Source organism: Streptomyces sp. ID05-26A (genome assembly GCF_033794685.1).
Lineage (GTDB): Bacteria > Actinomycetota > Actinomycetes > Mycobacteriales > Pseudonocardiaceae > Lentzea.
Window position 1 is genome coordinate 1,082,015 of the sequence record NZ_JARAYZ010000001.1, and the last position, 26,677, is coordinate 1,108,691.

At 68.4% G+C, this 26,677-nt stretch carries 12 protein-coding genes; 5 read left to right on the forward strand and 7 right to left on the reverse strand.

The features are described from left to right. Window positions 1-88 precede the first annotated feature (88 nt). A complete protein-coding gene (locus PV646_RS05265) occupies window positions 89-3,826 on the forward strand; it encodes a Pls/PosA family non-ribosomal peptide synthetase (RefSeq protein WP_500340325.1) in 3,738 nt (1,245 codons plus the stop codon). After that, the gene (locus PV646_RS05270; protein WP_500340326.1) at window positions 3,823-5,019 is read left to right on the forward strand and encodes a M1 family metallopeptidase; all 1,197 of its coding nucleotides are present in this window, start codon (window positions 3,823-3,825) and stop codon (window positions 5,017-5,019) included. The genes PV646_RS05265 and PV646_RS05270 overlap by 4 nt, the downstream gene beginning before the upstream one ends. Here the strand turns inward: PV646_RS05270 and PV646_RS05275 are convergent. The 6 genes from PV646_RS05275 to PV646_RS05300 form a co-directional block, all read right to left on the reverse strand. After that, a complete protein-coding gene (locus PV646_RS05275; RefSeq protein WP_500340327.1) occupies window positions 4,997-5,641 on the reverse strand; it encodes a hypothetical protein in 645 nt (214 codons plus the stop codon). The genes PV646_RS05270 and PV646_RS05275 overlap by 23 nt on opposite strands. Then, window positions 5,592-6,806 (reverse strand): adenylosuccinate synthetase, encoded by a 1,215-nt coding sequence (locus PV646_RS05280; RefSeq protein ID WP_500340328.1) that lies wholly within the window; start codon window positions 6,804-6,806, stop codon window positions 5,592-5,594. The genes PV646_RS05275 and PV646_RS05280 overlap by 50 nt, the downstream gene beginning before the upstream one ends. Then, window positions 6,806-7,786 (reverse strand): hypothetical protein, encoded by a 981-nt coding sequence (locus PV646_RS05285; RefSeq protein WP_500340329.1) that lies wholly within the window; start codon window positions 7,784-7,786, stop codon window positions 6,806-6,808. Before PV646_RS05285 ends, PV646_RS05280 begins: the two co-directional genes overlap by 1 nt. A gap of 2 nt (window positions 7,787-7,788) precedes the next feature. After that, a complete protein-coding gene (locus tag PV646_RS05290; protein WP_500340330.1) occupies window positions 7,789-8,793 on the reverse strand; it encodes a protein kinase family protein in 1,005 nt (334 codons plus the stop codon). Between the two features lie 133 nt (window positions 8,794-8,926). Beyond that, window positions 8,927-9,376 (reverse strand): DUF4279 domain-containing protein, encoded by a 450-nt coding sequence (locus PV646_RS05295; protein ID WP_500340331.1) that lies wholly within the window; start codon window positions 9,374-9,376, stop codon window positions 8,927-8,929. Further along, entirely contained in the window at window positions 9,373-15,945 is a 6,573-nt protein-coding gene (locus PV646_RS05300; protein WP_500340332.1) for an RHS repeat-associated core domain-containing protein, read from the reverse strand. Before PV646_RS05300 ends, PV646_RS05295 begins: the two co-directional genes overlap by 4 nt. A gap of 349 nt (window positions 15,946-16,294) precedes the next feature. Between PV646_RS05300 and PV646_RS05305 the strand changes: the two genes are divergently transcribed. The 3 genes from PV646_RS05305 to PV646_RS05315 all read left to right on the forward strand — a co-directional run bounded on the left by PV646_RS05305 (window position 16,295) and on the right by PV646_RS05315 (window position 23,294). Continuing rightward, window positions 16,295-21,670 (forward strand): LamG-like jellyroll fold domain-containing protein, encoded by a 5,376-nt coding sequence (locus tag PV646_RS05305; RefSeq protein WP_500340333.1) that lies wholly within the window; start codon window positions 16,295-16,297, stop codon window positions 21,668-21,670. Window positions 21,671-21,785: 115 nt separating this feature from the next. Further along, complete coding sequence (locus PV646_RS05310) at window positions 21,786-22,868, forward strand: mechanosensitive ion channel family protein (protein WP_500340334.1); 1,083 nt, start codon at window positions 21,786-21,788, stop codon at window positions 22,866-22,868. Between the two features lie 150 nt (window positions 22,869-23,018). Next, window positions 23,019-23,294, forward strand: a complete 276-nt coding sequence (locus tag PV646_RS05315) for a hypothetical protein (protein WP_500340335.1) — start codon at window positions 23,019-23,021, stop codon at window positions 23,292-23,294. A 51-nt stretch (window positions 23,295-23,345) separates the two neighbouring features. On the opposite strand, the gene PV646_RS05320 is transcribed toward PV646_RS05315, so the two are convergent. Beyond that, window positions 23,346-26,579 (reverse strand): S8 family serine peptidase, encoded by a 3,234-nt coding sequence (locus PV646_RS05320; protein WP_500340336.1) that lies wholly within the window; start codon window positions 26,577-26,579, stop codon window positions 23,346-23,348. Window positions 26,580-26,677: the final 98 nt, after the last annotated feature.

Below are 26,677 nucleotides of genomic sequence, written 5' to 3' on the forward strand. Positions count from 1 at the left end.
CTGTAAAGTTGTACGGCTACCGGTTGCCGAGAGGGTGAGAAGTGACGCTGACGTGACGATTGCGGCTGAACCCGTTGTCCTTCGATCGATGTTCACGGCAGGCGAGGCGCCTTCACCGCGCACCCTCCTGGACATCCTGCGCACGAGTGCCGAGAAGCACCCGGACGCGCTGGCCGTCGACGACGGCACCACCGCGCTGACGTACCGCGCACTGATCACGGAAGTACTGGAACTCAAGGAAAAGCTCTCCGCCGAGGGCGTCGGGGTCGGCGACCGGGTCGGCATCCGCGTGCCTTCGGGCACCGCCGACCTCTACGTCTCGATCCTGGCGACCCTCGCGGCCGGCGCGGCCTACGTGCCGGTCGACTTCGAGGACCCGGACGAGCGTGCCGAGCTCGTTTTCGGTGAGGCGCAAGTGAGTGCCGTGCTCGGCGAGGGCCGTTCCCTCGTGCTGCACGGCACCACGCTCGGCGTCCCCGGCGAACCCGGCCTGGACAACGACGCGTGGATCATCTTCACGTCCGGTTCGACCGGCAAGCCCAAGGGCGTCGCGGTCACGCACCGCAGCGCCGCCGCGTTCGTCGACGCCGAGGCGAACCTGTTCCTGACCGAGGAACCGATCGGCCCGGAGGACCGGGTGCTGGCGGGCCTGTCCGTCGCGTTCGACGCCTCCTGCGAGGAGATGTGGCTCGCGTGGCGTTACGGCGCCTGCCTGGTGCCAGCGCCGCGTTCGCTGGTGCGCACGGGCATGGACCTGGGGCCGTGGCTGGTCGAGCAGGAGATCACCGTCGTCTCCACGGTCCCGACGCTGGCCGCGCTGTGGCCGGTCGAGGCGCTGGACGACGTCCGGTTGCTGATCTTCGGCGGCGAGGCCTGCCCGCCCGAACTCGTGGAGCGGCTCGCCGTCCCCGGCCGCGAGGTGTGGAACACCTACGGCCCGACGGAGGCGACGGTCGTCGCCTGCGCCGCCCAGATGACCGGCACGGGGCCCGTGCGCATCGGCCTGCCGCTGGACGGCTGGGACCTCGTCGTGGTCGACGCGGCCGGTGAGGTCGTGCCCATGGGCGAGTCCGGCGAACTGGTCATCGGCGGTGTCGGCCTGGCCCGCTACCTGGACGAGGCCAAGGACGCCGAGAAGTACGCGGCGCTGCCGTCGATGGGCTGGGACCGCGCGTACCGCAGCGGCGACATGGTCCGCGCCGAGCCGGAAGGCCTCGTCTTCCTCGGCCGCGCGGACGAGCAGATCAAGCTCGGCGGCCGGCGCATCGAACTGGGAGAGGTCGACGCGGCCCTCGCGGCGCTGCCCGGTATCGCCGGTGCCGCCGCCGCCGTGCGCACCACGCGCGGCGGCAACCAGATCCTCGTCGGTTACGTGGTGGTCGACGGCGAGTTCGACCAGGACACCGCCGTCGAGCAGCTGCGCACCGAACTGCCGGCCGCGCTGGTGCCGTTGATCGCGGTGGTCGAGACGCTGCCGACGCGCACGTCCGGCAAGGTCGACCGCGCCGCGCTGCCGTGGCCGCTCGCGTCGATGGACACCGCCGGAGTGGTGTTCTCGGGTGTCGAGGGCTGGCTCGCGGAGCAGTGGGCCGCCGTGCTCGGTTCCGGGCCCGCCTCCGAGGGTGCGAACTTCTTCGCCTCCGGCGGCAGCTCGCTGGGCGCCGCGCAGCTCGTCTCGATGGTCCGCACGCGCTACCCGAGCACGTCGGTGTCGGACATCTACCAGAACCCGACGCTCTACAAGCTGGCCCGCCGCCTGGAGTCGTACGGCGAGACGGCCGAGGTGCACGAGGTCGCGCCGACGCCGCGCTGGACCGGCGTCGTCCAGACGCTGCTGATGATCCCGCTGCTCACGATCTCCGGCGCGCGCTGGGTCGTGGCGCTGACGGCGTTGTCGAACGTGCTGGGCTGGACGTCCGTGTCGTGGTGGTGGGTCGCCGCGGGGTTCGTGGTGTTCCTGAGCCCGGCCGGTCGCCTCGCGATCTCCGCCGGTGGCGCGCGGTTGCTGCTGCGCGGCGTGAAGCCCGGCGAGTACCCGCGCGGTGGATCCGTCCACTTGCGACTGTGGACCGCCGAGATGCTGGCGCAGATGTCCCGCGCCACCGAGCTTTCCGGTTCGTGGGTCACGCACTACGCACGGGCGTTGGGCGCGAAGATCGGCGAAGGCACCGACCTGCACTCGCTGCCGCCCGTCACGGGCATGCTGAAGGTCGGGCGCGGCGCCGCCGTCGAGCCCGAGGTCGACCTGTCCGGCTGGTGGCTCGACGGCGACCGGCTGCGCATCGGCCGCATCCGGATCGGTGCGGGCGCGACGGTCGGTGCGCGCAGCACGCTGTTCCCCGGCGCCAAGATCGGCAAGAAGGCCGAGGTGGCGCCCGGTTCGGGTGTACGCGGGTCGGTGCCGACCGGTCAGCGCTGGGCCGGTGTACCCGCGATCCGCGAGGGCAAGGCGGCGCGGTCGTTCCCGTCGCGTCGTCCGGAGCGGTCGCGCTTCTGGAACCTCATGTACGGCTTCTCGTCCGGCCTGCTGGCCGTCCTGCCGCTGCTGGCGGCGGCCCCGGCCCTGCTCTACGTGCTGCGCGGGCCCGTGTCCCTGACTTCGGCGCTGTGGGACGTCCCGGTCGCCTCCGCGATCTGGTTCGGCTCGTACGCGCTGATCGTGCTGGTCGCGGTGCGGCTGCTGGGCATCGGTATGCGCGAGGGCCACTACCCCGTGCACAGCCGCGTGGCGTGGGCGGCGTGGACGACCGAGCGGTTGATGAACAACGCGCGCACGGCCCTGTTCCCGCTGTACGCGTCCCTGTTCACGCCGGTGTGGCTGCGACTGCTCGGCATGAAGGTCGGCCGCCACGTCGAGGCGTCCACGGTGGTCGCGCTGCCGAAGATGACCAGGGTGGGCGACGGCGCGTTCCTGGCCGACGACACGATGGTCGCGACGTACGAGCTCGGTGGCGGCTGGTTGCGCATCGCCACGGCACGCGTGGGCAAGCGGGCGTTCCTGGGCAACTCGGGCATGACCGCGCCCGGTCGCAACGTCCCGAAGGGCGGGCTCGTCGGCGTGCTGTCGGCCGCGCCGAAGAGGGCCAAGGCCGGGTCGTCGTACCTGGGCATGCCGCCGATGAAGCTGCCGCGCGCCGCCGAGGTGTCGGACCAGTCGCGCACGTTCGACCCGCCCAAGCACCTCATGTGGGCGCGGGCGCTGGTCGAGCTGTGCCGGTTCGTCCCGGTGATGCTGAACGTGGCTCTCGTCGTGCTGGTGCTGTTCGCGCTGAAGGAGTTCGGGCTCTGGGCGTCCGGCCTCGTGCTGCTGGGCGCCGGTGTCGCGGCCTGTCTGGTGGCCGTGATCGCCAAGTGGACGCTCGTGGGCCGTTTCAAGGTGCGTGAGTACCCGCTGTGGTCGGCGTTCGTGTGGCGCAACGAGCTGGCGGACACGTTCGTCGAGGTGCTCGCGGTGCCGTGGCTGATCGGGTTCTCCGGTGGCACGCCGATCATGAACCTGTGGCTGCGCTCGCTGGGCGCGTCCGTGGGCCGTGGTGTGTGGTGCGAGTCGTACTGGCTGCCCGAGGCCGACCTGGTGAAGCTGGGTGCCGGCGTGTCCGTCAACCGCGGCTGTGTCGTGCAGACGCACCTGTTCCACGACCGGATCCTGCGGATGGACCGGGTGGAGCTGGGCGCCGGTTCCACTTTGGGCCCGCACGGCATCGTGCTGCCGGGCGCGTCCATCGGCGCGAACACGACGATCGGACCCGCCTCGCTCGTCATGCGCGGAGAGGATGTACCGTCGGGAACCCGTTGGCTGGGCAACCCGATCTCCGCGTGGACATGAGCTTCTCCGTACACCATTACGCGCTAGAGCTTGACTACAAGCCGCACTCCGCACGCCTGTCCGGGCGTGCGGTGCTGCAGGCTTCCTGCACCTCGCTGTCGTCGTTCTCGCTGTCCTTCGGTCCACTGCGGATCTCGAAGGTGCTGGTGAACGGCAAACCCGCGCGTTACGGCCACGCCGGTGGCGTCCTGAACGTGCGCGCGGCCGTGCGAGGGGCCTTCACGGTCGACGTCCGGTACTCGGGCACGCCCAGGCCGATCTCGACGCCGGAGTGGGGCGATCTGGGCTGGGACGAGCTCACGGACGGGTCGATCGTGGCCTCGCAGCCCATCGGGGCGCCGTCGTGGTTCCCGTGCCTGGACGAACCGCGGTCGAAGGCCTCGTACCACCTGGAGGTGACGGCGCCGTCGCCGTACACCGTGGTGTGCAACGGGGTGCTGGTCGACGGCAAGGTCTCCGGCAGCACGACCCGGTGGACGTACTCGATGGCCGCGCCGATGGCGACCTACCTCGCGACCGTCCAGATCGGACAGTACGTCGAGGCGCTGCCGGACGTGTGGGCTCCCGCCCGGCTGAGCAGGCTGGTGGCACACGACTTCGGCCGGCAGAACGCCATGATCGAGCTGTTCTCGTCGCTGTTCGGGCCCTACCCGTTCGTGAAGTACTCGGTCGTGGTGACCGATGACGCGCTCGATGTTCCCGTTGAGGCGCAAGGGTTGTCGACGTTCGGCGCGAACCACGTGGACGGGCGGCGAGGTTCGGAACGGCTGGTGGCGCACGAGCTGGCGCACCAGTGGTTCGGCAACTCGGTCGGCATCGCCGACTGGGAGCACATCTGGCTGAACGAGGGCTTCGCCTGCTACTCGGAATGGCTGTGGTCCGAGGCTTCCGGCGGCCGTTCCGCCGACGCCTGCGCGGCCTCGGCCAGGGACCTGCTGCGCCGCCTGCCGCAGAACCTCGTGATCGGACGACCGCCGCGTGCGGACTGGTTCGACGACAGGGTCTACAAGCGAGGGGCGCTGACGTTGCACGCGTTGCGCCGCGAGATGGGCGACGACTCGTTCTTCGCACTGCTGCGCGAGTGGTGCGCCCGCAACCGGCACGGCGTGGTGACGACCGAGGACTTCATCACCCTCGCCGGGCACCGGGACCTGCTCGACCGCTGGCTGTTCAAGCCTGAACTGCCTCGCTAGCCCACTTCCACACCAGCGGCGGCCGGCCGCCCTTGGGCAGCGCGGCGGCGTGTTCGCTGGTGCGGCCGAGGCCCGGTACGCGGTCCATCGTGCGGCCCAGGTTGGCCGGGTAGGGCCGGTCGCCGGTCAGCGACTCGGTGACGTCGAGCGCCTGTGCCGTCGTGAACTCGGGCCCGAGCAGCCCCGCCGTGAACGGCACGTCGCGCCAGAGCTTGTCCGCCAGCAGCGGCCGGGAGTCGGCGACGATCCGGTCGTGGTCGAAGGCCAGCGACGGCACGGCGTCGAGCCTGGTCCAGACGGCCAGGTCACCGGTCGCCCTGGTCACCGTGGCCCACAGCGCGATCGACAGCGTCGGCCCGCGCGGGTCACGCGACGGTTCGTCGAAGGTGGCGAGCTGGCCCGTCGCGGTCACGGACTTCTCGGCGAGGCCCAGCTTGCCCGTGACGGCCCTGGTGGTCGCGTCGCGGAGCCGCTCGCCTCTGCCCAGCAGGACGCCGGGCAGTGCCAGTTCGCCCGCGAACGGCTCCTGTGCGCGCGGTGCGACCCCCACGAGCACCGCGCGGGCCTCCGGATCAAACCGGAGCACGATCACGTCCACCGATACCAACGTCGACTCGATCACGTCGTGGATTGTCCCGTACCGCGTAGTCCGCCCTGGTCGGCCCCGCGCCGGTGACGAGCACGTCGACATCGAGCAGGCCTTCCAGGTACGCGACGGGATCGGACAGTTCTTCCAGTTCGGACCCGGTGGCCACCTTCAGGCCGCGGGCGTCCAGGTGCGTCACCGCCAGGCCGTCGACACCCCCACAGCAATCGACGGAGTAGCGCAGCAGGTTCGCGTCCAGGTGCCCGGCCCGCCACGCGCCCTGGAACTCGCCGGTGCCGTTGTGCCGCTCCGGGAACCGGGCGAGCACGGCCGGATCCTCGGTCGGCAGCGGACCGGCGCCGTGGCGCGTCTGGTAGGTCCTGGTCACGCCGATCACCCGCGCCGGACGGCCTTGCAGCAGCTCACGGGCGTTGCGCGGCACGACCGTGGACCAGGTGGTGTGCGGGTGGAAGCCGTAGGTCTCGTCGAGCAGGACTCCCTGCGCGCCCTCGAAGACGACCCGTCCGGCGTCGAACAGCCCCTCGTCGCCGTTCGTGATCCGCACGGCGTCCGCGAACGCGCCGTAGAGCCCGACCAGGTCGTCGACGCTCGGTCCCTCGCCGATCAACGGCTCGTAGAACCGGGCGAGCGCGTCGAGCTTGCGGCGCAACGCTCCCGGGTTCCGGCAGTCGCCGACGGTGGGAGCGGGGCCCGGCTCGCCGAGCACCCGCTGCCCCTCCACCACGTCCCCCTCGCGCGCCCCGGCGAGCAGCCCGTACCAGGCCGTCTCACCGATCCCCTTCCCGCACGAGCCGTGCCGGTCGCCGCCCCTGGCCCTCTCCCTGGCCCGGTTCGCGGCGACGTGGAACGGCGTGGTGAGCAGCGCCCTGGCGTCGACCGAGACCAGCGAGAGCGGGTTCGCGACGCCGAGCGCCTCCAGTTCACGTGACTCGGTCGCCAGCGCGATCGGCTCGACGAGCACGTACCGCGACAGCCAGGTCGGCACACCCGCGAGCGTGCCGGACCCGAACTGGCTGAAGGTGTGGTGCCGGCCGTCGGCGATCACGTTGTGCGCGGCCTGCGCGCCGCCGTTGAACCGCACGACGGTGGACACGCTCCCCTCCGCGCACAACGCGTCGACGACGGCCCCCTTGCCCTCGTCACCGAACCCCAGCCCGACGACGATCACGTGGTCGTTCATCAGCTCAGCGCCACGTCGTCGGGGCCGTCGATGCCCATGGGAGCGGCAACGACCGCGCGCTTGCTGCCACCGACCGCGACCAGTGCCTTGCCGACGGCCTTGCTCTCGGCGACCGACCCGATCTCGGCGAGGTCGACGAGCGCCTGGTCGAGGTCGACCACCTGCTCCTCCATGCCGATCGTCGCCGCGATGAGCTCGCACACCGCGCCGGGGTCGTCCAGCTTGAGGAAGTTCTGGCCGAGGATCGTCCGCCAGTGCTCACCGATGCTGTCGTCGTTGTAGTACGACGACTGGTTGGGGAGGATGAAGTAGACGTTCCACTTGCGGGCGAGCTCGCGGTAGACCGACACCGGGTCGATGTCCTGCTTCACGTCGTCACCGATGATCCGGCGGATGTGCCGGGCCTCCAGCCGCGGCTTGTTCAGTTCGTCGCCGATGATGAACAGGTACCCCTTGCGGCCGCGCTTCTGCCACGCGTCGGTGACCACGTGCCGCGCCACGAAGTACGCGGCCAGCTCGTAGGACTCGCTCTTCTGCCCGCCGCCGTTGCCCTCGAGGAAGATGTCCCGCAACTGCTCGTCCATGCGGTTGTCCGACTCGAACTGCCCGACCTGCAACGGCACGCGGTCACTGTCAGCGTCCCCGATCCCACCGAACATCAGCTGCGGGTCGGCGAGATATCCCTTGCGCTGCAACAACCCGTGCAGCTTGCCCAACTTGCCCTGCATGATCCGCGGCACTGCCCCCATCGACCCGGTGACGTCGAACAGCACCGCGATCGGTGTCGAGTCGGCGTGGTCGGGCGAGTCGCGGCACTCGCGGTACGCGACGTTCAGCGGGTCGAGCGACGGCGCGGCCTTCCAGCTCGACGCCGGGTTCGACTTGATCGACGCCGTATAACCGAAGTCCGCGATCCCCTTGGCAGCGCGGAAGGTCTTCGCCGCGGCGTACGCGTTGTCATCCCACTTGCCGTGTCCCATGGTCATGCTCCTTCTGGAAGTGCGAACGGGCGAAAAACCCGTGGTCCGTACAGTTCTTCGAGCAGGTCGTCGTACTCGCCGAGCAGGTCGGCGGCGTCGGGCCTGCGTTGCGGATGCTCCTGCAGACAGCCCCTCGCGAAGGCGATCTGCCGATGTTCGTTGTGGTGCAGCAGTTCGGCCATCAACGTGTGTGCCATGTGGACGTCCATCGCGGCCGTGACCGGTTGCTGCTTCTCGACTTCCGGCGGATAGGCGATGGTCTTGCTGGTCGCGAGGAGCCGCTGGCCGGACTCGACGGCGAACGACCAGCCGACGAGCACGATGCCGTGCTGTTCGGGGTGCACCAGGACGTTCTCGGCGGTGACAGCCCCGTGCACCAGCCCGATCTGGTGCGCGCCGGCCAGCGCTTTGAGCAACCTGCGGTGCATCCACGCGTAGTCGCGCCCGTCCAGCCCGTTCGGGTAGGCGGTTTTGACGTCCTTCAGCGTCACGAAGCCGTCGAGCAGCGGGTCGAGGACCGTGAACGCCCTGGATCCCTTGGCCACGTCACCGGACGTGTCGAGCAGCCGCGGATAGAAGGCCCGCAACCACTGGTTCCGGTCGGTGAAGCGTTCCAGAGCCCGCAGCGCGTGCCACTCGCCGTGCAGCAACGGGTTGAGCGCCGGGTTGCGCACCACCTTGACCACGTACGGACCGTCGGCCTCGTAGAGGTTGGCGATGCTGCCGACCGCGAACGGCTCCCCGACGCGGTAGGTGCCGGTCCTGGTCGTGAGCTCGACGGTCGTGCCGTTGGTCCACTCGTGGTGCAGGCGGGTGAGGTTCGCCGACGCCGCGTGGGCGCGGGTGTTGGCCGGTCCGACCACGTCGGGGTGCAGGACGGCGGCCAGTGCGTGGTAGCGGCGCCGCACCTCCTTGCGCTTGCCGGGGTCGGTGGTGCGAGGCCCGAAGAGGGCCTCCGCCGACGCGGCGCGCTCGACCAGTCGCAGCGCCTCCGATGTGGTGAACATGGTTTGAGTCTTACAGACTCAAACCCGAAGCGCAAGGGGATTCTGGTCGCCGCGACTCAAACCTGGAATGCAACGGGGCCGGTGAGGACCATCTGGCCCTCACCGGTCCCTACGACAGCTCGCCCGGCGCTCGTCAACTACCTGCCTGAACGCCCTCTCGCGCCTCGTCACAGTCGTGGAGGATGTACTGATCGATGTCCAGGGACGACCGGGCCGTGCTCAACCAGGCCATCAGGTCCGCGGACAGAAAGATCCCCTTCGCCTGGGTGTCGTCCAGGTCTCGTATCTTCTGCACGATCTCCAGGGAAGCGACAGCATCGCTGGACTCGACCAGCAGACCGAGCTTGCGAGCGAAATCCAGTCCCCACCCCAGGATGACCGGCTCCACGTGTTCGGGCCGTCCGCCGGCCTCGGTGGCTTCGGCCCGCCTGATCCAGGTGCTCTCGCGCCGCGGAGCGGCTCCCGGCCACTTGCGGCTGCCTGCCGCATGCGACTCATCAGGCTCCACCCCGAGGTGGCCCGAAATCTGCTCGGGCAGCAGATCTGCGCTCACCACGCGGAGATAGACGCGAAACGCGCTCACGGCACGTACCTCCACTCTGTTGGCACCAAGATCGTTCCATCCTTGCTGACGAGAACGATCCTGCCGTCGCCATCTCGCGTCGCGTCGAACCTCGACACGTTCGGCTTACCTACATACCCCTCCTTGAAGCTGTGAGCATCTTCTTCGATGCTCTCGAGAGACTTCTCCAACTGCTTCTCCTTGAGCTTCCGCAGCGAACCCCGGTCGATCTCGCTCGCGTCCGGGGCCAATCCGGGGATCCACTCGCAGTGCGGGGCGTTGTGCACCAGGATCGGCGTGCGGCCGGCCAGGACGAAGAACGTGTGAACGGCTGCGACGGACAGGTTGTACGTGCGCGACTGAGCCTCGTACGGACGCACAGCGTTGACGACGGCGCGGCCGATCCCAGGGGTGTCGAGTTCGTCTCCTGCCACCAGGTCAGCGACGTGGACCCAGTCACCGGCGGTGACGTTGTAGAACCGGTGATGAGCGGTCGCCTGGATCCTGCCCGCTCCTTGTGCGGTCTGAACGGTCAGGTCGATGTAGCTCTTGTCGTCGTCCGAGACGTGGACGAACGTCACTTCGTTCTGTTCGGTGTTGTCGCTTTCCGGATCGCTGTTGGCTACCGCATCGCCGACCCTGATCTCGTCGATCCGCTTGGTCGACCCGTCAGCCATCAACACCGGTGTGTCGCCGGTGAAGCTGTTCGCACCGACGCAACTCTCGGCGGTCCGGCTCTTGGTGGTACTCGGCGAGCGGGGCCCCTTCGTGTCCATCGCCGCGTTGACCTGGGCCTCCGGCCCCTCGTTCATCGCGATCAGCAACCCGACAGCCATCGAAGCGACCGCACAAGGCGCAAACCTGTTGCACACGAACTGGAACGCCACCTCGAGAATGGCCTTGCCCACCGGATTCGGCTCCAACAGCCCCATGGCATCGGCCGCACTGCAGAAGTCCCGATCCGCGGCACTAGCGCGCTGACAAGACTGCTTCGCCCAGGCCTCGACACCTTCCAAGTAGTCGTTGTGAGCGAACGTGCCGTAGACGACCCTGCTGTTGAGCTCCTTCAACGTGGGCACGCGCCGGCCGCCGATCGTCGGCTGCTTGGTCGTGTCCTCGTTGCGGCCGGTGCGGATCTGGTACGAGAGGTCGACTTCCTCCTGCGAGCGGCACGAACCGGTCGGGTCGTACGAGCAGCCAACGCCGTGGTTGTCACCACTGCCCGCGTATTCGCAGCCGTCGCAGAACAGGCCGGACGGGTCCGCGAACGTGGTCGGGTTGTTGTTCGCGTAGGTGTAGCCGGTCCAGGTCTGCGGGGCGGTGAGGTCGAGCAGCGGGTCCACCGAGATGAAACGGCCGGTCGACGCGTCGTACTTGCGGGCGCCGATGTCCGTCAGGCCCGTCACGGCTGACACGGGTTTGTCGAGGAAGCCGCGACCGGAAGGCCATGGGCCGCCGGTGATCTCGCCCAGCACGTTGCCGTACGGGTCCGACGCGCGGCGGGTGACGTCGCGTGAGACCGAGTCGACGGTCAGCTGGCCCGTCTGGTGGAGGTCGGACACCTCGAACTTGAAGTTGCCGCCGGCGACGCGCATGCCGACCTTGGTGCCGTTGTGCGCGTAGTAGCGGGTGCCGGTGACGATGCCGGACTCGTGGTTGCGGACCAGGTCCTGGCCCGGCGTGAACAGGGTGGTCTTGTCCGGGTCGCGGCGGATCAGCTGGTTGCCGTCGGCGTCGTAGATGTACGACGTCGTGCCTTCCGGCGCGGTGACGGACTTCAGCCTGCTCGAGTAGTCCCAGTCGAGGGTTTGGACGCCGGTGGGCAGGGTGCGCGTCTTGGTGTTGCCCGAGGCGTCGTAGGTGTACGAGGTGCCGTCGGAGGTGCTCGTCAGCGAGTGCGGACGGGCGGTGCCCGCGGCCGGATAGTCGTAGGTGGTGGTCTTGTCCGGCTGGCCCGCGGTCAGGCTGTGCGCGACCTGGGTCTTGCGCAGGCCGGTGGGCTCGAACGTCCACGAGTGCCAGTACGGCGACAGGGTGCCGAGGGTCAGTTTGGACGGGGCTGTGGCGCAGGCGTCGGTCGACGTCCTCGCCTCGGTGAGTCGTTGCAGCGCGTCGTAGGCGAAGCACTGCGAGCGGATGCCGCGGTCACCCTGGTTGTTGATCTGCTTGAGCAGGTTGCCCGCGTGGTCGTAGCCGTAGGTGGTCTCGTCGATCAGGGGTGCCGTCCCGCCGGAGAGCTTGGTGAGCGCGAGGCGGCGGGTGTGGGCGTCGTAGTCGAAGGACAGGTCGGTGGCCGCGTTGTTGGCGCCCAGCACGTACTTCAGCGGTTCACCGAACGGCGTGTAGGTGGACGCGGAGACGTACGCGTTGTAGCCCTCGGTCTTCTCCGCCAGGCCGTACTTGGTGTACGACGTGGCGATCGGGACTCCGGGGAGTCCACCCTTCGCCGGCAGCGTCAGGGTTTTCGGCAGGCCGGTCGTCGTGTAGGCGGTCCTCGTCGTGTAGGTGCCGGCCAGGCCGTGTTCCGACGTCGGGACACGCAGGATCTGGTCGGTCACCCTGCCCGCGCCGTCGTAGGCGCTGGGGCCGGAGTCGAAGTTGCCGTTCGCGGTGTAGCGCGTGGTGTAGAACGGAAGACCGACGCCGTTGGTGGCACCGTCGTAACGCCACTGTGCGAGCATCGCGCCGGTCTTCGAGTCGGCGCGCTCGACCGTCCTGCGGCCGAGTTCGTCGTACTCGTAGAACAACTTCTGGCCGGCGGCGTTGCTGGTCGACTCGATCTGGCCGAGCGCGTCGTAGGTGGTGCTCACCGTGCCCGCGTCGGGATCGGTCTGACTGACGACGCGGCCACGCAGGTCGTGGTTGAACGACCACTCGTTGCCGACCGCGTCCTTGATCTGGTCCATCAGGCCGTTGGCGGTGTACCGGCGTGTGGTCGCCTGGAACGTGCCGCCGGAGACGACGGATCCGTTGACCGCGGGCGCGGTCGTGTACTGGCGGGTTTCCACGACACGGCCGCGGGCGTCGTTGAGCTGTTCGTTGATCACGCCGCCGGTCGGCGGGAACGTCGTGGTGCGATCGCCGCCGTAAACGGTCTTCGTCTGTTCGACCGCCGTGAGTCCCTTGTAGGACGTCGCCTGCACGCTACGGCCCGAGCCGTCGTACTGGATGACGGAGCGGTTGTCGACGGACGCTTCCGCGACATCGACCAGCGTCGTGCTCGGGGCTCCCGCTACCAGGTAGTTGTTGTTGCTCGACACCACCCAGCCGTGCGAGTCGTAGAACGTCTCGCTGATCACGCGGTTGGCCGAACCGTTGAGCGCTTCCGACTGCGTCTGACGTGCTTGGCCGAAAGCGTCGAAGAGGCTGACCGCCGTCACGTAGTTCTTGCTGGTCCCGTTGTCGACGAGCGTCTTCGACGTGACCGCGAGCGGTCCGTCGGCGCGGAGCACGTACTCGTACTTCACCGACGGATCGCTGATGCCCCTGGCCTGCCCCGGATTCCACAACTGGGTCAGGCGGCCGAGTGCGTCGTAGGTCGCCTCCGTGACGCGGTTGCCCACGTCGGTGGTTTTGACGGTGGCGTTGCGCGACGGCTCGAACTCGACCGTGCTGGTCTGGTTCTTCGCGTTGACGGACACGATCTTCGAAAGGCGTCCGCCGTCGGCCGGGGTGTAGCTCGTGAGGGTGGTGCGGTTGGACGCGTCGACCGTCTTGCTGGGCCGTCCCGATGAGTCGTAGGAGATGGTGCCGCTCAGCTGGTCCGTGAGCGAACCGTCAGGGGCGCGCACCGCCTCGGCGGTGCTGGTCGGGTTGCCCGCGCCGGGAATCGCGCCGAGCGTGGCGGAACCGTCGAAGTAGGTGCGCACCCGCTTGGTGACCGGTCCCGGCTCCACGCCTGCCGCCGGGCACGCCTGCTGGGACTGGACGACCTCCTGGATCCTGTCGCGGATCCCGAGGGTGAGGTTCTCCGCGAACTTGCTCGTCGTGCAGAGGTCGGGAAGGCCGTCTGCGGAGTCGGTCTTCGCGACTACGCGGCCAAGGGCGTCGTGGCGGTTGACCGTCGAGGCCTTCTTCTCCCCGCCCGCGGCGAGGTAGGTGACCGACGCGGTGCCGGCGACCTCGACCACGTTGGCGGTCAACGGATCCAGGCCCGGACGGGCCCGGCTTGCCGTCGGCGTGCCGACCACCGTCTGAGTGGAGAAGCTCGACGACAGGCGCGTGCCGCCGTCGCCGTCGAAGACCTCTTCCTCGCGCACGGTTCCGGCGAAGAGGTTGTTGTCCACAACGGACTGCCCGCGCGAGTCGGTGATGTTGCCGCCCATGCCGCGGTAGAAGGTCGACCGGGTCAGGGTCTCCTTCTCCGGGCCGTCGCCGTCACCCTTGAGGACCTCCGCCTTCTCATAGCCGCGGAACTGGCCGTAGGTGCGGTGTTCGGCCTTGACGAGCTCGTTGTCGTCGAAGTGCCACGCGGGTGTGCCCAGGTAGCGGTACGTCGTGATCTGCTGCGGGGACACGGGCCGGGGCGGGGTGTCGCCGACCTTGTTGCTGTCCTCGACGACGACCTTGCGCACGACGTACTTGTGGAACAGGTCGAGCACGGGGTCGGTGTTGAACGGCATCGCCCAGTACACCGGGTAGCAGAGGCGGTCGTTCTGGGCGAAGTTCGTCGGGTGGCTCGACGCGGTGCAGTCCGGATCGCTGTAGGTGACGCTGATCCGCCCACCGGTGTCGGTGTTGACCTTCGTCAGGCGCCAGTGGAAGTACGCGCCGGTCGAGTTGTAGCCCTCGATCCGGTTCGCGAGCGCCTGGCTCTCGAACGTGATCGGCGGCATGGCGATCGACGTGCCGTCCGGGTGGTGACCGGTGCGCTTGATCGAGTCGAGCCGCAGTTCCTTGTCCGCCAGCTCGGGATAGGTCTGCCCGAGCTCGAAGACGTCCACGGGCTTCGTCGTGCCACCGGCGGTGTACTGGGTGGTGATCTTGGTCAGCCGCTGGGTGGAGAAGAACGACGGGGCGTGGTTCTCACATGTCGCACCCTGCTTGCAGATCTGGTCCTGGGGCAGGTCCGGCCAGTACTTGGCCTTGGACTCGTCGAGCTGCCCGAGGTCGCAGTTGTAGCCGTCCGCCGGGACGCACCGGGCCGCCGGGGTGAACACGATCTGGTTCGGGGCGGGCGCGGTGTAGATGGAACCACCGACCTTGCGCAGGCCGTAGTCGATGCGGCTCAGGACACCGCCGCGGATGTACTCGACGCCCGTGTTCTTGCCGTTGGCGCCGTAGAAGTTCGTCTCGGGCGTGTAGTAGTACGAGCTGACGTTGCCCTGCGGGTCCTCGACGAAGTCGAGCATCCAGCGCCAGCCGCGCTTGCACCACGAGTCGGCGAAAGTGGCGCGGTAGCAGCTGTCTCCGGCCTTCGGGTAGTAGACCGGCACGCCCCAGGCGGACTTGGTCTCCTCCTGGCCGTTGTAGCCGTCACCGCGGTTGCGGCCGAAGTAGTAGCTCACGCCGTCGGTCGTCGTGACCTTCCAGTGCTCGCCCTCGGCAAGGCCGTTGTTCGCGCCCTGCACGAGTTCCACCCTGGCGCCGTGGTCACCCGAGGTGCGCCAGACGCCGGTGTTGTCGTCGCGCACGAGCTGGTTGGACTGGCCACCCAGGTTCATGGTGACGACCTGGCCCTGCCAGCAGTTGTCGGCGGTCTGCTGCGCCTGCGGGAGCGTCTTGTCCTCGCTGCACGACTTGTAGGACCGCTCGATGAAACCCGGGGTGTAGTCCCAGCCTTGACCGATCCACGACGCCTGGCCGTTCGTCGCCGAGGTCCGTCCGTCCACACTGGATGAGCTGTAGGCCAACGAGAGCTTCGGGGCGACCCTGCCCGAGGCCGGGGCCGGGACGTCGATCGGGTAGGACCAGCTGAACGAACCGGTGCCGGGGGAGACGGACCAGTTGCCGGACGGGCCGAGGGAACTCGCCTTGAACGTGCCCTGCGGGCCGGACGAGTCCGCCACGGCGGCGAGCAGCATCGGCTCGGCCGGGACGTCGGCGGAGACCGTGCGCTTGGCGCGGTCGTTGTGCGACGGGATGCGTTCCTGGACGCGGCACTCGGGGCGGTCCGGAGTGGTCAGTGCACAGGCCGGCAGCTTGGCCAGGCCCAGGCGTGAACCGAAGGAACCGCCGATCGCCTTGTCGAACTCCGCATAGGAAAGACCCACTGAGAGTGTGTCTTCTTCGGCCTTGGCTGCGCCGGTCGGGCGGACTTCGAGCACGACGCCGGAGACACCGGCCTTGCGGCTCTGGCCCTGGTCGATCACCGCCGCTGCCACGACCTGCGGCTTGCCGGTCTTCTTCGCGACGGTGACCGGGGTCTTCGCGACCTGGCGGGGAGTGCTCGTGGCCAGCACGGTGCCGCGGCCGCCCGAGGGCCAGCGCGCGTCGCGCAGCTCTCCGTTCTCCGGCGCGGGCGACTCTTCCCGTTGCGCCACGGGGAGATCGACGTGGTCGAGGACACGCGCAGAAGCGGTGCCCGTCTCCTGCGTCGACGACCTGGTCACCGCGATGGCCACTGCGGTCGAGGACAGGATGGCGAGCACCGCGAGAAGTGCGATCCTGGTTCGATTGCGTCTGCGTCTCAGGCCCTCACCGGCCGATTCAGAACGCGCGAAATCTCCGTCCACCACGTACACCCCCCAGCGCACTGGTACCCCGCACGGAGCACCGCGACCGGGACTGTAAGCCAGTGACAGCCGATTCGGGAAGATGCATTTCGGATGTTGTCCGCCTCGTCACCCGAGTGGCCAACATCCCTCTGGCCTCTGAGGACTCGGCGGAGTTATCGTGCGCCTCGCTCGCATCTCGCGAGCCGTCAGACCTGGGGGGGTTGTTCAAGTGCGTCCAAGATCGTTTCCTGGCAGAGGGTCCAGAACCAGGCTCGCCGTCGCCGTGCTCGCCGCGGCAGCGACGGCGTTGAGCCTGACCCAGCCCGCGGCGGCGGCACCCCGGCCCGAGCTCGCCGCTCCGCGGCCCGCCGCCGCACCGCCCAGCGAGACGAACGCGGTGACCGAGGCCAAGCGCACCGGACAGCCGGTGGAGATTCCCGAAAAGACAACGGAAAACTCCGTCGTGCGTGCCAACCCGGACGGCACGATGACCCTCAGCGTCCACAACCAGCCGGTGCGGGTGAAGCGCGACGGGAAGTGGATCTCCGCGGACAACTCCCTGGTGCAGCACGCGGACGGGAGGATCACTCCCAAGGCGTCCACTTCGGACCTGACGTTCTCGAGTGGTGGCGACGGCCCGCTGGCGACGTTGAAGGACGGCGACAAGTCGGTCTCCCTCAACTGGGACAAGCCGCTGCCCAAGCCCGTGGTCGAGGGTGACTCGGCCACCTACCCGGGAGTGCTGCCCGGTGTCGACCTCAAGGTCAAGGCGAACAACCTCGGCTACTCACACGTCCTCGTGGTGCACAACGCGGAAGCCGCCGCCAACCCCGAGCTGGCGGCCATCAAGTACCGTCTCTCCGGCAACGGTGTGCAACTGTCCGAATCGGACGATCTGCTGAAGGCCAGTGACAGCAAGGGGAACATCGCGTTCGGCGGCTCTTCGCCGATCATGTGGGACTCGTCGAAGGCGGGCAAGCCCGGCTCGGTGAAGGAGATCGACCCCGTCAACGGCAAGATCTCCAAGCTGGAGGTGACCGCGAGGCCGGCGGGCGACGGCTCCACCGAGGTGGAGATCAAGCCTGCGCCCGGCGCGCTGATCGGCGCCGACGTGAAGTACCCGGTCTACATCGACCCGCCGCTGTCCAAGAACCGGACGAACTGGGTCACCGTCACCAGCGCCGGCTGGAAGACCTGGAACACCGCGGACTGGGCCAAGGTCGGCTACTGCGACAAGTGGCGCGACAGCAGCTGCGGCACCAGCAGCTTCAAGGCCCGCTCGTACTTCGACTTCCCCGTGAGCGAGCTCAACCGCCGCTTCGGCTACGAGGCGACGATCTTCGACGCCGGCTTCTGGGTCACGCAGGCGCACACCGCGATGGGCTGCACCTCGGAGCCGACCGTCGCGATGATCGGTTCCGGCATCAACTCGGGGACCTCGTGGCCCGGTCCCGCCAGCACCACCGACATCGACACCAAGTGGTCCAACGTCGGTGACCAGTGCGGAGGCGCGCGCGAGGTGGAGTTCGAGGTCGAGGGCGTGGCGAGGGACGCGGCCAAGTGGGACTACCAGTGGCTCAACCTCGGCCTGCGCGCTCCCGGCAACGAGGACACGATGGACCACTGGAAGCGGTTCGGCAACAACCCGCGCCTGGACATCAAGTTCTCCTTCCGGCCGCAGAACCCGAAGCCGTACTCGGTCAGCAACGCCGTGTTCTGCAACGGCACCGTCTTCACCCCGGACGCCAAGCCCACCGTCGCCTCGACGATGGAGGACAGCAACAACCCGCCGCTGAACCTGCACGTGTTCCACGACATCCACAACGGCGCGGGAACCCTCGTCGCCCAGACCGGTGTTCCCGAGGAGATCTCCTCCGGCGGCGTCAGCCGGTTCACCAGCGACAACGTGCTGGCGGACGGGCCGTACAGGTTCAAGGCCAAGGGCCGGAACATCTACCCCGGCAACACCGGTTACTACCTCTGGTCCGACGACTCGCCGTCCTCCAACTTCACCGTTCGCGGCACCCCTCTCACCCAGGTTCCGACCATCACGAGCGACGACTACGTCCGGGGCTACTGGTCGAGGCCGCAGAACCAACCGGGCAAGTTCAGCTTCAACGCCAGTGGCGGCAAGTACATCGCCGGTTTCTCCTACACGTTCGCCGGATCCGGCACCGAGACGCTCCCGTCCACAACGGACTGCGACTACAACAGGACGTTCACCGGCGGCGGCTGGGTCGCGGCCGCCAACGGCACCGCGTCCATCACGGTGCCGCAGAACCTCCCGCCAGGCCGGCACACCGTGCACGTGCGCAGCTTCGACGAGGCCCACAAGCTGTCGCCGGAGTCGCAGGCCTTCGAGTTCTACGTCGCGCCATCGCTCACCACACCGGCTCCGACCGCCAAGTACGAGTTCGAGAACACCCCCGACGTGTACTCACCGGAGTCGCAGGGGATGGAGTTCAGCTTCGTCCCGGACGCGGCCGCGTCCGGCGGCAAGTACCTGCAGATGCAGTCGACCACCGACGGGGCGTGGGTGAACTTCCAGTTCCGGGTGCCCGCCACCGGTGACTACGACATCACCCTGGGCCTCATGAACAGCACGACCTCCTGGCCCGACCAGCTCACCTTCGGCCTCGACGGCACACCGGTGAGCAAGCCGTTCGTGTCCGACGCATCGACCGCCCGTTCCGATCGGCAGAAGATCGCCGGAGTACAACTCACGGAGGGCTGGCACCAGTTCAGGACGAAGCTCACCAAGAAGGCGGACTCGACGGCGACCACGTTCAAGGCCGGTATCGACTACCTCGAGCTCTCGCCGACGGTCAGGCTGGACGCCGAGGCGATGCCCGTGGTGTCCACCGACAAGACGCTGATCCACATGGCGAACTGCTGCGGCATCACCTGGAACAGCGGAGCACAGCGCCGTTTCGAAGGTGACGAGCCGGGCAAGTCCTTCACCTTGGAGTTCACGACGCCGATCGAGGCCGACTACTCGGTGGGCGCCGGGATCACCCTCGCGAACCACTACGGCAACTTCGCCGTCAAGATCGACGACAAGCCGATCGGCAACACGGACACCACGCCCGTCGTCGGCTACGAGGCCGGCGCCGCCTACACGAAGTTCGTGCCGCTCAACGGTGTCCACCTCACCGCGGGCAAGCACAGGATCACGTTCACGCCCGTGAGCACCGACCCGAACGCGATCCACCTCAAGTACCGGATCGGCCTCGACTACCTGACGTTCCTCCCGATCAACAACGTCACCGCGTCGAGCTTCACCGACGCCATGAACAACAGGGGCATCGGCAACGACACCGGCCCGACCGCGGCACTCGACTACGTCAACTCCGGTCTGTCGATCGAAGCCATGGCCGCCTCCGGGCTCGCTCCCGGGTCCGTCCTGTCGATCAACGGCGCGACGTTCACCATGCCGGCGCGGAACACCACGACCGGCAACGACAACGTCGTGGCGATCGGCCAGACCATCCCGTTCCCCGCCACCCAGCAGGTCAAGGCGAACTCGGTCGGGCTGCTCGTGCTGAGCACGGCCGGTGAGACCCCCGCGCGCAACGCGACGATCACCTACACCGACGGCACCACATCGGACCCGACGATGCCGTTGGTGGGCGACTGGACCGCGGCACCCAAGCTCACGGACGAGATCGTGCTGCCCTACTGGAAGGTCCTCAGCGCGGTCGACCGCACCCGTCGGCCTGTGATCAGGCCGGTGTTCCTGCCCACCGATCCGAACAAGACGCTCAAGTCGATCACTCTGCCGAACTCCGGCGCGAGCCTGATGCCCGGTGTGGGGTCGACGGCGCTGCACGTCCTGTCGATGGCCCCCAGGCCCGTGGACACGGGCTGGGTGGGCACGTGGGCGGCGCCCGCCGACGGTGCGGTGGTCCCGCCGGACGGTCACTGGTTCACCGACCGGACGTTGCGCACGGTCCTGAAGCCGACCGTGCGGGGAACTCAGGTGCGCGTCAAGTTCTCCAACGTGGGCAACGACTCCCCCGTCCAGATCGGTGCGGCCTCGGTGGCCGCCCAGTCGGGCACCGACGCGGCGACGGCCGGCACTCCGGCCGCGCTGAAGTTCTCCGGCGCCACCTCGGTCACCCTGGCCGCAGGCGCGGAGATCTACAGCGACCCGATCGCCATGCCGGCCGGCGGCAGCGGCAACCTCCTGGTGAGCCTGCACATCCCCACCGGCACGACGCTCGCACCGGTGCACGGCGGCGCTTCGGCACCGACGTTCCTGGCGTGGAACAACAACGTCGCCGACTCGACGGGCACGCCGTTCGCGACCACGTTGCCGGGAAGCTACTTTGTGTCCGCGGTCGATGTGTCCACAACGGACACGAGCCATGGCACCGTGGTGGTCCTGGGGGACTCCCTGTCGGCCACCGCACCTCCCGGCTCGGCCCAGCGCGACACGTGGGTCGACCTCCTGCCCGGCAAGCTGAACTCGGTCGGACAGGTGCTGCCCGGTGGCCTGGTGAACGCGAGCCGTTCGGGTGTGCCGGATGTCGCGCGGTGGAAGCTGAACGACGGCGCCGGTGTCGTCGCCCAGGATTCGAGCGGGAACTTCCCTGCGACCGCGAGCGGCACCGTGGCGTTCAGCCCCGACCACAACGGCAGCGTGGTGCTGGGCGGTAACGGCGGTTCGCTGGCGACGAGCGGGAAGGTCCTCGACACCACGAGGAACTTCAGCGTGTCGGCCTGGGTGAAGACCCTGTCGCTCACCACCGCCCAGACCGCGGTGAGCCAGGAGGGCACCGCCACCGACGGGTTCGCCCTGCGCTACAACCCCACGACGAAGCGCTGGACCTTCACGCTGCGCGGCTCGGACAGTGCGACCAGCCCGTGGGTCAGGGACGTGCCGGCCTGGGGCGAGGCGACGCTGGACTGGACGCACCTCACCGCGACCTTCGACGCGGAGACCAGAACGGCCAGGCTGTTCGTCAACGGCGTGCTGAACGGCGCGGCCCACGACGTCATCCCGTTCGCCGCCGGCGGGAAGTTCGTGATCGGCCGGTCGAGGTCGGACGCGAACGCCGTGAACTGGTTCAACGGCTCCGTCTCCGACGTGCGGGCGCACCAGCGCTCCCTGTCGCCGAACGACGCCCTGCTCTCGTTCCAGCAGCCGACCACGGCGGCGGCGTTCCCGAACACGGGTGTGCTGATCGGGCCGGACTACAAGACCGAGATCGAACGCTCGGTGCTCAGCTCGGCGAGCGCGCGGACGGCGTTGGTCGCCCTCGGCAGCACGGAGCTCCTGCGCGGCCAGTCCGCCGACCAGGTTCGCGCCTCGCTCACCGATCTCATCAACACCCGCACCGGCCTGAAGAAACAACTCAGGCAAGACGGCACCGCCCTGCACGTGGTGTTGACGACGATCCCGCCGCTCGGGCTCGCCGCCAATGATCCACGTGAGGTGCAGCGGCGCCAGCTCAACGCGGACATGCTGGTGAACTACCGCAACTACGACGCGGACCACATCGTCGACTTCGACGCGGCGGTGCGCGACTCGGACGACGCGGGCAAGGTGGCGGCGCAGTACGTGACGAACGGGCTGCCGAACAACGCCTACCACGGCAGGCTGGCCGAGTACCTGGCCGAGGCGGTGAACGACTTCCCGCCGAGGGCCGAGCTCTGACGCGATGAGAAAGAGGCGGGCAGCTACGGCTGCCCGCCTTTTTCGTGAGCTGGTTCATGGTGTTCCCCGCCCCGGCTACCGGGTACCCCGTCCCGATACCCAGAAGGAGGGAAACGTGCTGTTCGTAGTCATGGGCTGCTCCGTGGCCTTCGCACTGCTGGTCGTGGAGGTGGTCCACCGGCTGGTCCGCCGCTTCACCCACAGCGGCAAGATGTACCGCCCAGGCCAGGTGTTCGGAGCGCTCCTGGCCGCCCAGATAAGCCTGAGCGTCTACCCGGTGGACGCGCCGGTCGTGCTGCACGTGCTGGGCATCGCGCTGATCCTGGCCGGCGCCTGGTTGCTGGCGGCGCTCATCAGCACCCTCGTGGACATCTCGCTGTCGCGGGTCCGCACGGACGTCACCGACAACCGGCACGCGCGGCGGGTGCACACGCAGGTCACGTTGGTGCGGCGGCTGGTGCTGGTGGTCATCGGCGTGCTGGCCGTGGGCGCGATCCTCATGACATTTCCCGGTGCGCGGGCCGTTGGGTCCACCGTGCTGGCCTCTGCCGCTGTCATTGGCGCTGTGGCGGCGTTCTCCGCGCAGTCGTTGCTGGGCAACCTGATCTCGGGGCTGCAGATCGCGTTCAGCGACGCGGTGCGGCTCGACGACGTTGTCGTCGTCGATGGTGAGTGGGGGCGGGTCGAGGACATCACGCTTACGTACGTGGTGCTGCACCTGTGGGACGACCGGCGGATGGTGCTGCCGACGTCGTACTTCCTGAAGACGCCTTTCGAGAACTGGACGCGCACGCAGTCGGCGTTGCTCGGCACTGTCGAGCTCGATCTCGACTGGACGGTGCCGGTCGAGGCGATGCGGCAGGAGATGCGCTCGATGTTGGAGGGCAGCGACCTGTGGGACGGGCGGGTGTCGGTCCTCCAGGTCACGCAGGCGACGCAGGGGTTCGTGCGGGTGCGTGCGCTCGTGAGTGCTGCTGACGCCGGGAAGTTGTGGGACCTGCGCTGCCTCACCAGAGAGCACCTGGTCGACTGGGTGCACCGCCAGCACACCGGTGCGTTGCCCCAGATCAGGACGCGGGCGGTCACCGGTGCCAATAAGGCTCAACCGGCCTCTGACCAGCACACGGACGCTCGCGTGTTCGGTGAGAGCGCGGACGGGGAGTTGCGGGAGCAAGCGTTTGCGGGTCCCCGGCAGTAGAACTCCGGGGAAATTCGGTGCAACCGCCCGCGGAGCCCGTTCCGTCCTTCGATCATGAGAAGACCGCTCGCCGTCGCGTTTTGCGCGCTGGCTCTCGGCAGCTGTGGTACGAACGGGTCTCCAGCCGTGCCCTTGGCGGAGGTGCCGATCGTGTCCTCAGCAAAACCGGACAAGCTCCGGATCGAGCAGGCGAAGCGCGACGGCCACCTCACAGTGCCACTGATGATCTCCGTGCAGCAGGGACGCGACGAGGAGGTCGAGCAGGCACTGGAGAGGCTGGGGGCGACCGTCGAGTCGCGAGATCCCAGAATCGGTTACCTGCGGGCCGAGATGCCGGTCGACAAGGTGGAAGACGCGTATCTGATCACCGGTGTGTCCAAGGTGGATGTGGACGAGCCGCTGAACAACAAGCTCCCTGAACCGTAGAAAGCCCCAGGATCTCGTGGACCCTGGGGCTTTCTGCGTTGCTACGAGCTACTAGCTGACTGCCTGGACGATCACGGCGCCGCCACCGACGACGGTGTTGTCCGCCGTGCGCACCTCGAGCTCACCGCGCAGCACGCGGCCCGCACCGGGCTGGCCCAGCGGCGTGATGACGCCCGTGGCGTTCCACGACGCACCGGCGGCGCGGTCGGCGTTGCTGTCCGAGACGGTCAGCGTGCCGAGACCGGCCGAGGTGAAGACGTCGAAGTAGTCGAACGCCGTGGTGCCCGCGGGCACCGCGTAGCCGTCCACCAGGGCGATCCAGTTGCCGGCTGCCGGGTTGTTGATCGTCACCGACTCCTCGGAGTCCGCGTCCGCCGACTGACCGGCGAGCACGCAGGTGCCCGTCGAGCAGTTGTAGACGGACAGGTCGAGGTCAGCGCCCTGGTCGGCGGTGTTGCCGATCGTGACGGTGAGCTTCGACGCGCCGGCCGCGACGGCGATCGGGTACTGCTGGGACTCCAGGTTCGCGATCGTCGGACGGGCCGTCTTGGCACTGCCGACAGCGCCCGCCGCGAGCCGGCCGTTGAAGTTGGCCTGCGTGTTCGTGACGGTGTAGCTGCGCTCGATCGGGGTGCCCAAGGTGCCGGACGCGATGGTGTCCGGGTTCGGGCTGATCGTCGTGCCGAGCACGGACGCGGTCACCGAGTACGGCGCCACGTCGGCGTCGGAGGTGCGACGCGCCTCGATCACGATCTCCCAGACGCCGGCCATCGGGCTGGCGACCGTGCGGCTGGTCGGCGTGCCACCGGCACAACCGGCACCCGCGTCGGGGTTGTAGCAGTTGGTCGAGCTGGTCACGTCGAGCGGCACACCCTGCGGGGTGAAGCGCAGGAAGCGGACCTGGCCCTTGCCTGCCTCGGCGCCACCGGCGTTCATGTCGACCTTCAGCGCGGTCGTGCCCTTGGGCACGTTCACGAAGAGGCTGGTCGACTGGTTGCGCGCGATCGTGCCCGACTTGGTGACCGAGAACTTGTTGGCGGCGTTGAAGTTCTCCGCCGCGAACACGGTGTTCAGGGTCTGCGCGTCGACACCGGGGGTCTCCGGGTTGTCGAGCTGCAGGACGGCGCTGTGCACGCCCGCGGTCTTCGCCTTGACCTTGACGGCGAACTGGACGGGCTTGTTCAGCGGCAGGTCGACCTTCTTCGGCGCCGTGAACGTGCCGTCGTTGCCCTTCCACGAGACCTTGTACGTCTCGTCGTCATGGCCCGTGGTGCGCGTCAGCGTGTAGGTGCGGGTGTACTCCTGGCCCGCGGTCACGCCTTCACGGTCGTGGATGCCGACACCGACGTTCGGGGTGGCCAGCAGTCCACTGAGGACGGTGTTGACCGCGACGGACGTGGTGACCTGGTCCGGCACGGAGTGCTTGTCCAGCAGCTTCCACGCGGCGTTGGTGTTGAAGAGACCCGCGCCCTGCTCGTAGGCACCGAGGGTGTCCACGTAGCTCGCGCTGCGCTGGATCGCGTAGCGCAGCTCGGCGCTGGTGGGCTTCTGGCCGTCGTGCGTGGCCTTGTACGCGCTCACGAGCAGCGCGGCGGCACCGGTCGCCTGCGGGGCGGCCATCGAGGTGCCGTTGAACTGCGAGTAGCCGGGCGGGAGGGCGTAGGTGCCCGCCACCGGGCCGCCGGCCTGCCAGCGCGGCGTGGTGGAGATCGCCGAACCGGGCGCGACGATGTTCGGCTTGAAGCCGCCGTCCTCACGCGGGCCGCGCGACGAGAAGCCGTGCAGGTTCTGCTTCTGCGCGGTCTTCGAGCCGTAGTTGGAGAGCCAGGTCTCCTTGGTGATGTACGAGCCGACGCTCACCGCGTCCGTGGCGACCGACGGGTCACCGACGGTGTTGGCGCCCGCGCCCGAGTTGCCCGCCGAGATGAAGATCTGGACGTTGTACTCGTTGATCGTGCGGTTGTAGAGCTCCGCACGGGCGTTGTTGCCGTCGTTGAGGGCCGGAAGGCCACCGATGGAGATGTTCACGACGTCGGCGCCGTTGCGCGCGGCGTAGAGGACACCGTCGATGAGACCGGAGCTCGTGCAGGACGGGGTGGAGAGGCAGGCCTTGATGGCGATCAGCTTCGCGCCAGGCGCGGCACCGGCCATCTTGCCGTCGAACATCTTGTTGGCGGCCGTGATGCCGGCGACGTGCGTGCCGTGTGCGGCACCCGAGATGCCCAGGTTGACGTAAGGCGTGCCCGCGTTGTCGTAGATCGAGCGGTCGGTCTGCACGACGAACGAGACGCGCTCGACGACGGGGGTCGCGGGGTTGTCGGTACCGAAGTAGCCGACGTCCTTCTTGACCTTGTAGTCGATCATGCGCTTGTTGTTGGTGAAGTCACCGTCACCGTCGACGTCGACGAAGACTTCCTTCGTCGTGATGTCCTGGATGACACCGAAGGCGTCCGTGCGGTCGCCGTCGCGGTTGATGTCACCGCCGGTCTCGCTGTTGGCGAGGTTCAGGTCACCCGCGGTCTCGTTGAAGAGGCCGAACGAGTAGGGCCCACCGGTGGCCGGCGCCGTGTACTGCTTGCCGCCCTCGGTGAACTTGCCGACGCGGCCGGTCTTGGTCATGGTGACCCAGGTGCCGTCGCCGGAGTTCGTGGCGTTCGCGTTGTACCAGTCGATGATCTTGCGCTCACCGGTGCTGGTCGTCTGCAGGGCAGGCGTGTCCAGGTCGATGCCGGAGTCGATCACCGCGATGGTGGTGCCGCGGCCGTCCCACTTCGGGTTCGCGACGGCGAACTGCGCCGCCTGCGTGTCCTGCGTCGGCATGTACGGGTTGACGCGCGGCGTCTTCGAGTCCGGCGCCTTCTGCGGAGCCGGGTTCTCCATGCCCTCGGGACGCGGGTTGTCGAGGGCGACGAGGCCGTCGACGTCCACGGTGCTGACCGAGGCCAGCTTGGCGGCCTTCGCCGCGTTCTCCCGGGGGATGGTCACCTTGACGTAGTCGACGTCCTTCTCGGTCTTCTGGACCGTGGCGCCGAGCGCCTTGAGGTCGTTGACCGCGGCGTCGGTCTTGCCGTTCTCGGCGGCGACCAGCAGGTCGACGGTCGCCTTGCCCTCGCGGGCGGCCTGGTCGACGAGCGCCTTGTCCTGCTTGTCCAGCTGCTTGTCAGCGGCCGGCTGCTGCTGCGGTGCGTTCTGCGCGATGGCAGGGGTGGCGGCGAAGCCGAACCCGGTAGTGCCCAGCACCGCGGTCAGCAAGACCGTTCCGGTGCGGCGTCTCCAGTTCTTCACGGCGCATGTGCCCTTCGTGGGGTAAAGAGTGCTCCGTAGCACATCTCTTCGCCTCGTAAGGGGCAATCGTCTTCCTGGAGTATTTTCGGGATCCACAT

Excerpts from the sequence above, each read along its gene's own strand:
- PV646_RS05265 (WP_500340325.1), top strand. The coding sequence starts at position 89 with ATGTTCACGGCAGGCGAGGCGCCTTCACCGCGCACCCTCCTGGACATC.
- PV646_RS05270 (WP_500340326.1), top strand. The coding sequence starts at position 3,823 with ATGAGCTTCTCCGTACACCATTACGCGCTAGAGCTTGACTACAAGCCG.
- PV646_RS05280 (WP_500340328.1), bottom strand. The coding sequence starts at position 6,806 with ATGAACGACCACGTGATCGTCGTCGGGCTGGGGTTCGGTGACGAGGGC.
- PV646_RS05285 (WP_500340329.1), bottom strand. The coding sequence starts at position 7,786 with ATGGGACACGGCAAGTGGGATGACAACGCGTACGCCGCGGCGAAGACC.
- PV646_RS05290 (WP_500340330.1), bottom strand. The coding sequence starts at position 8,793 with ATGTTCACCACATCGGAGGCGCTGCGACTGGTCGAGCGCGCCGCGTCG.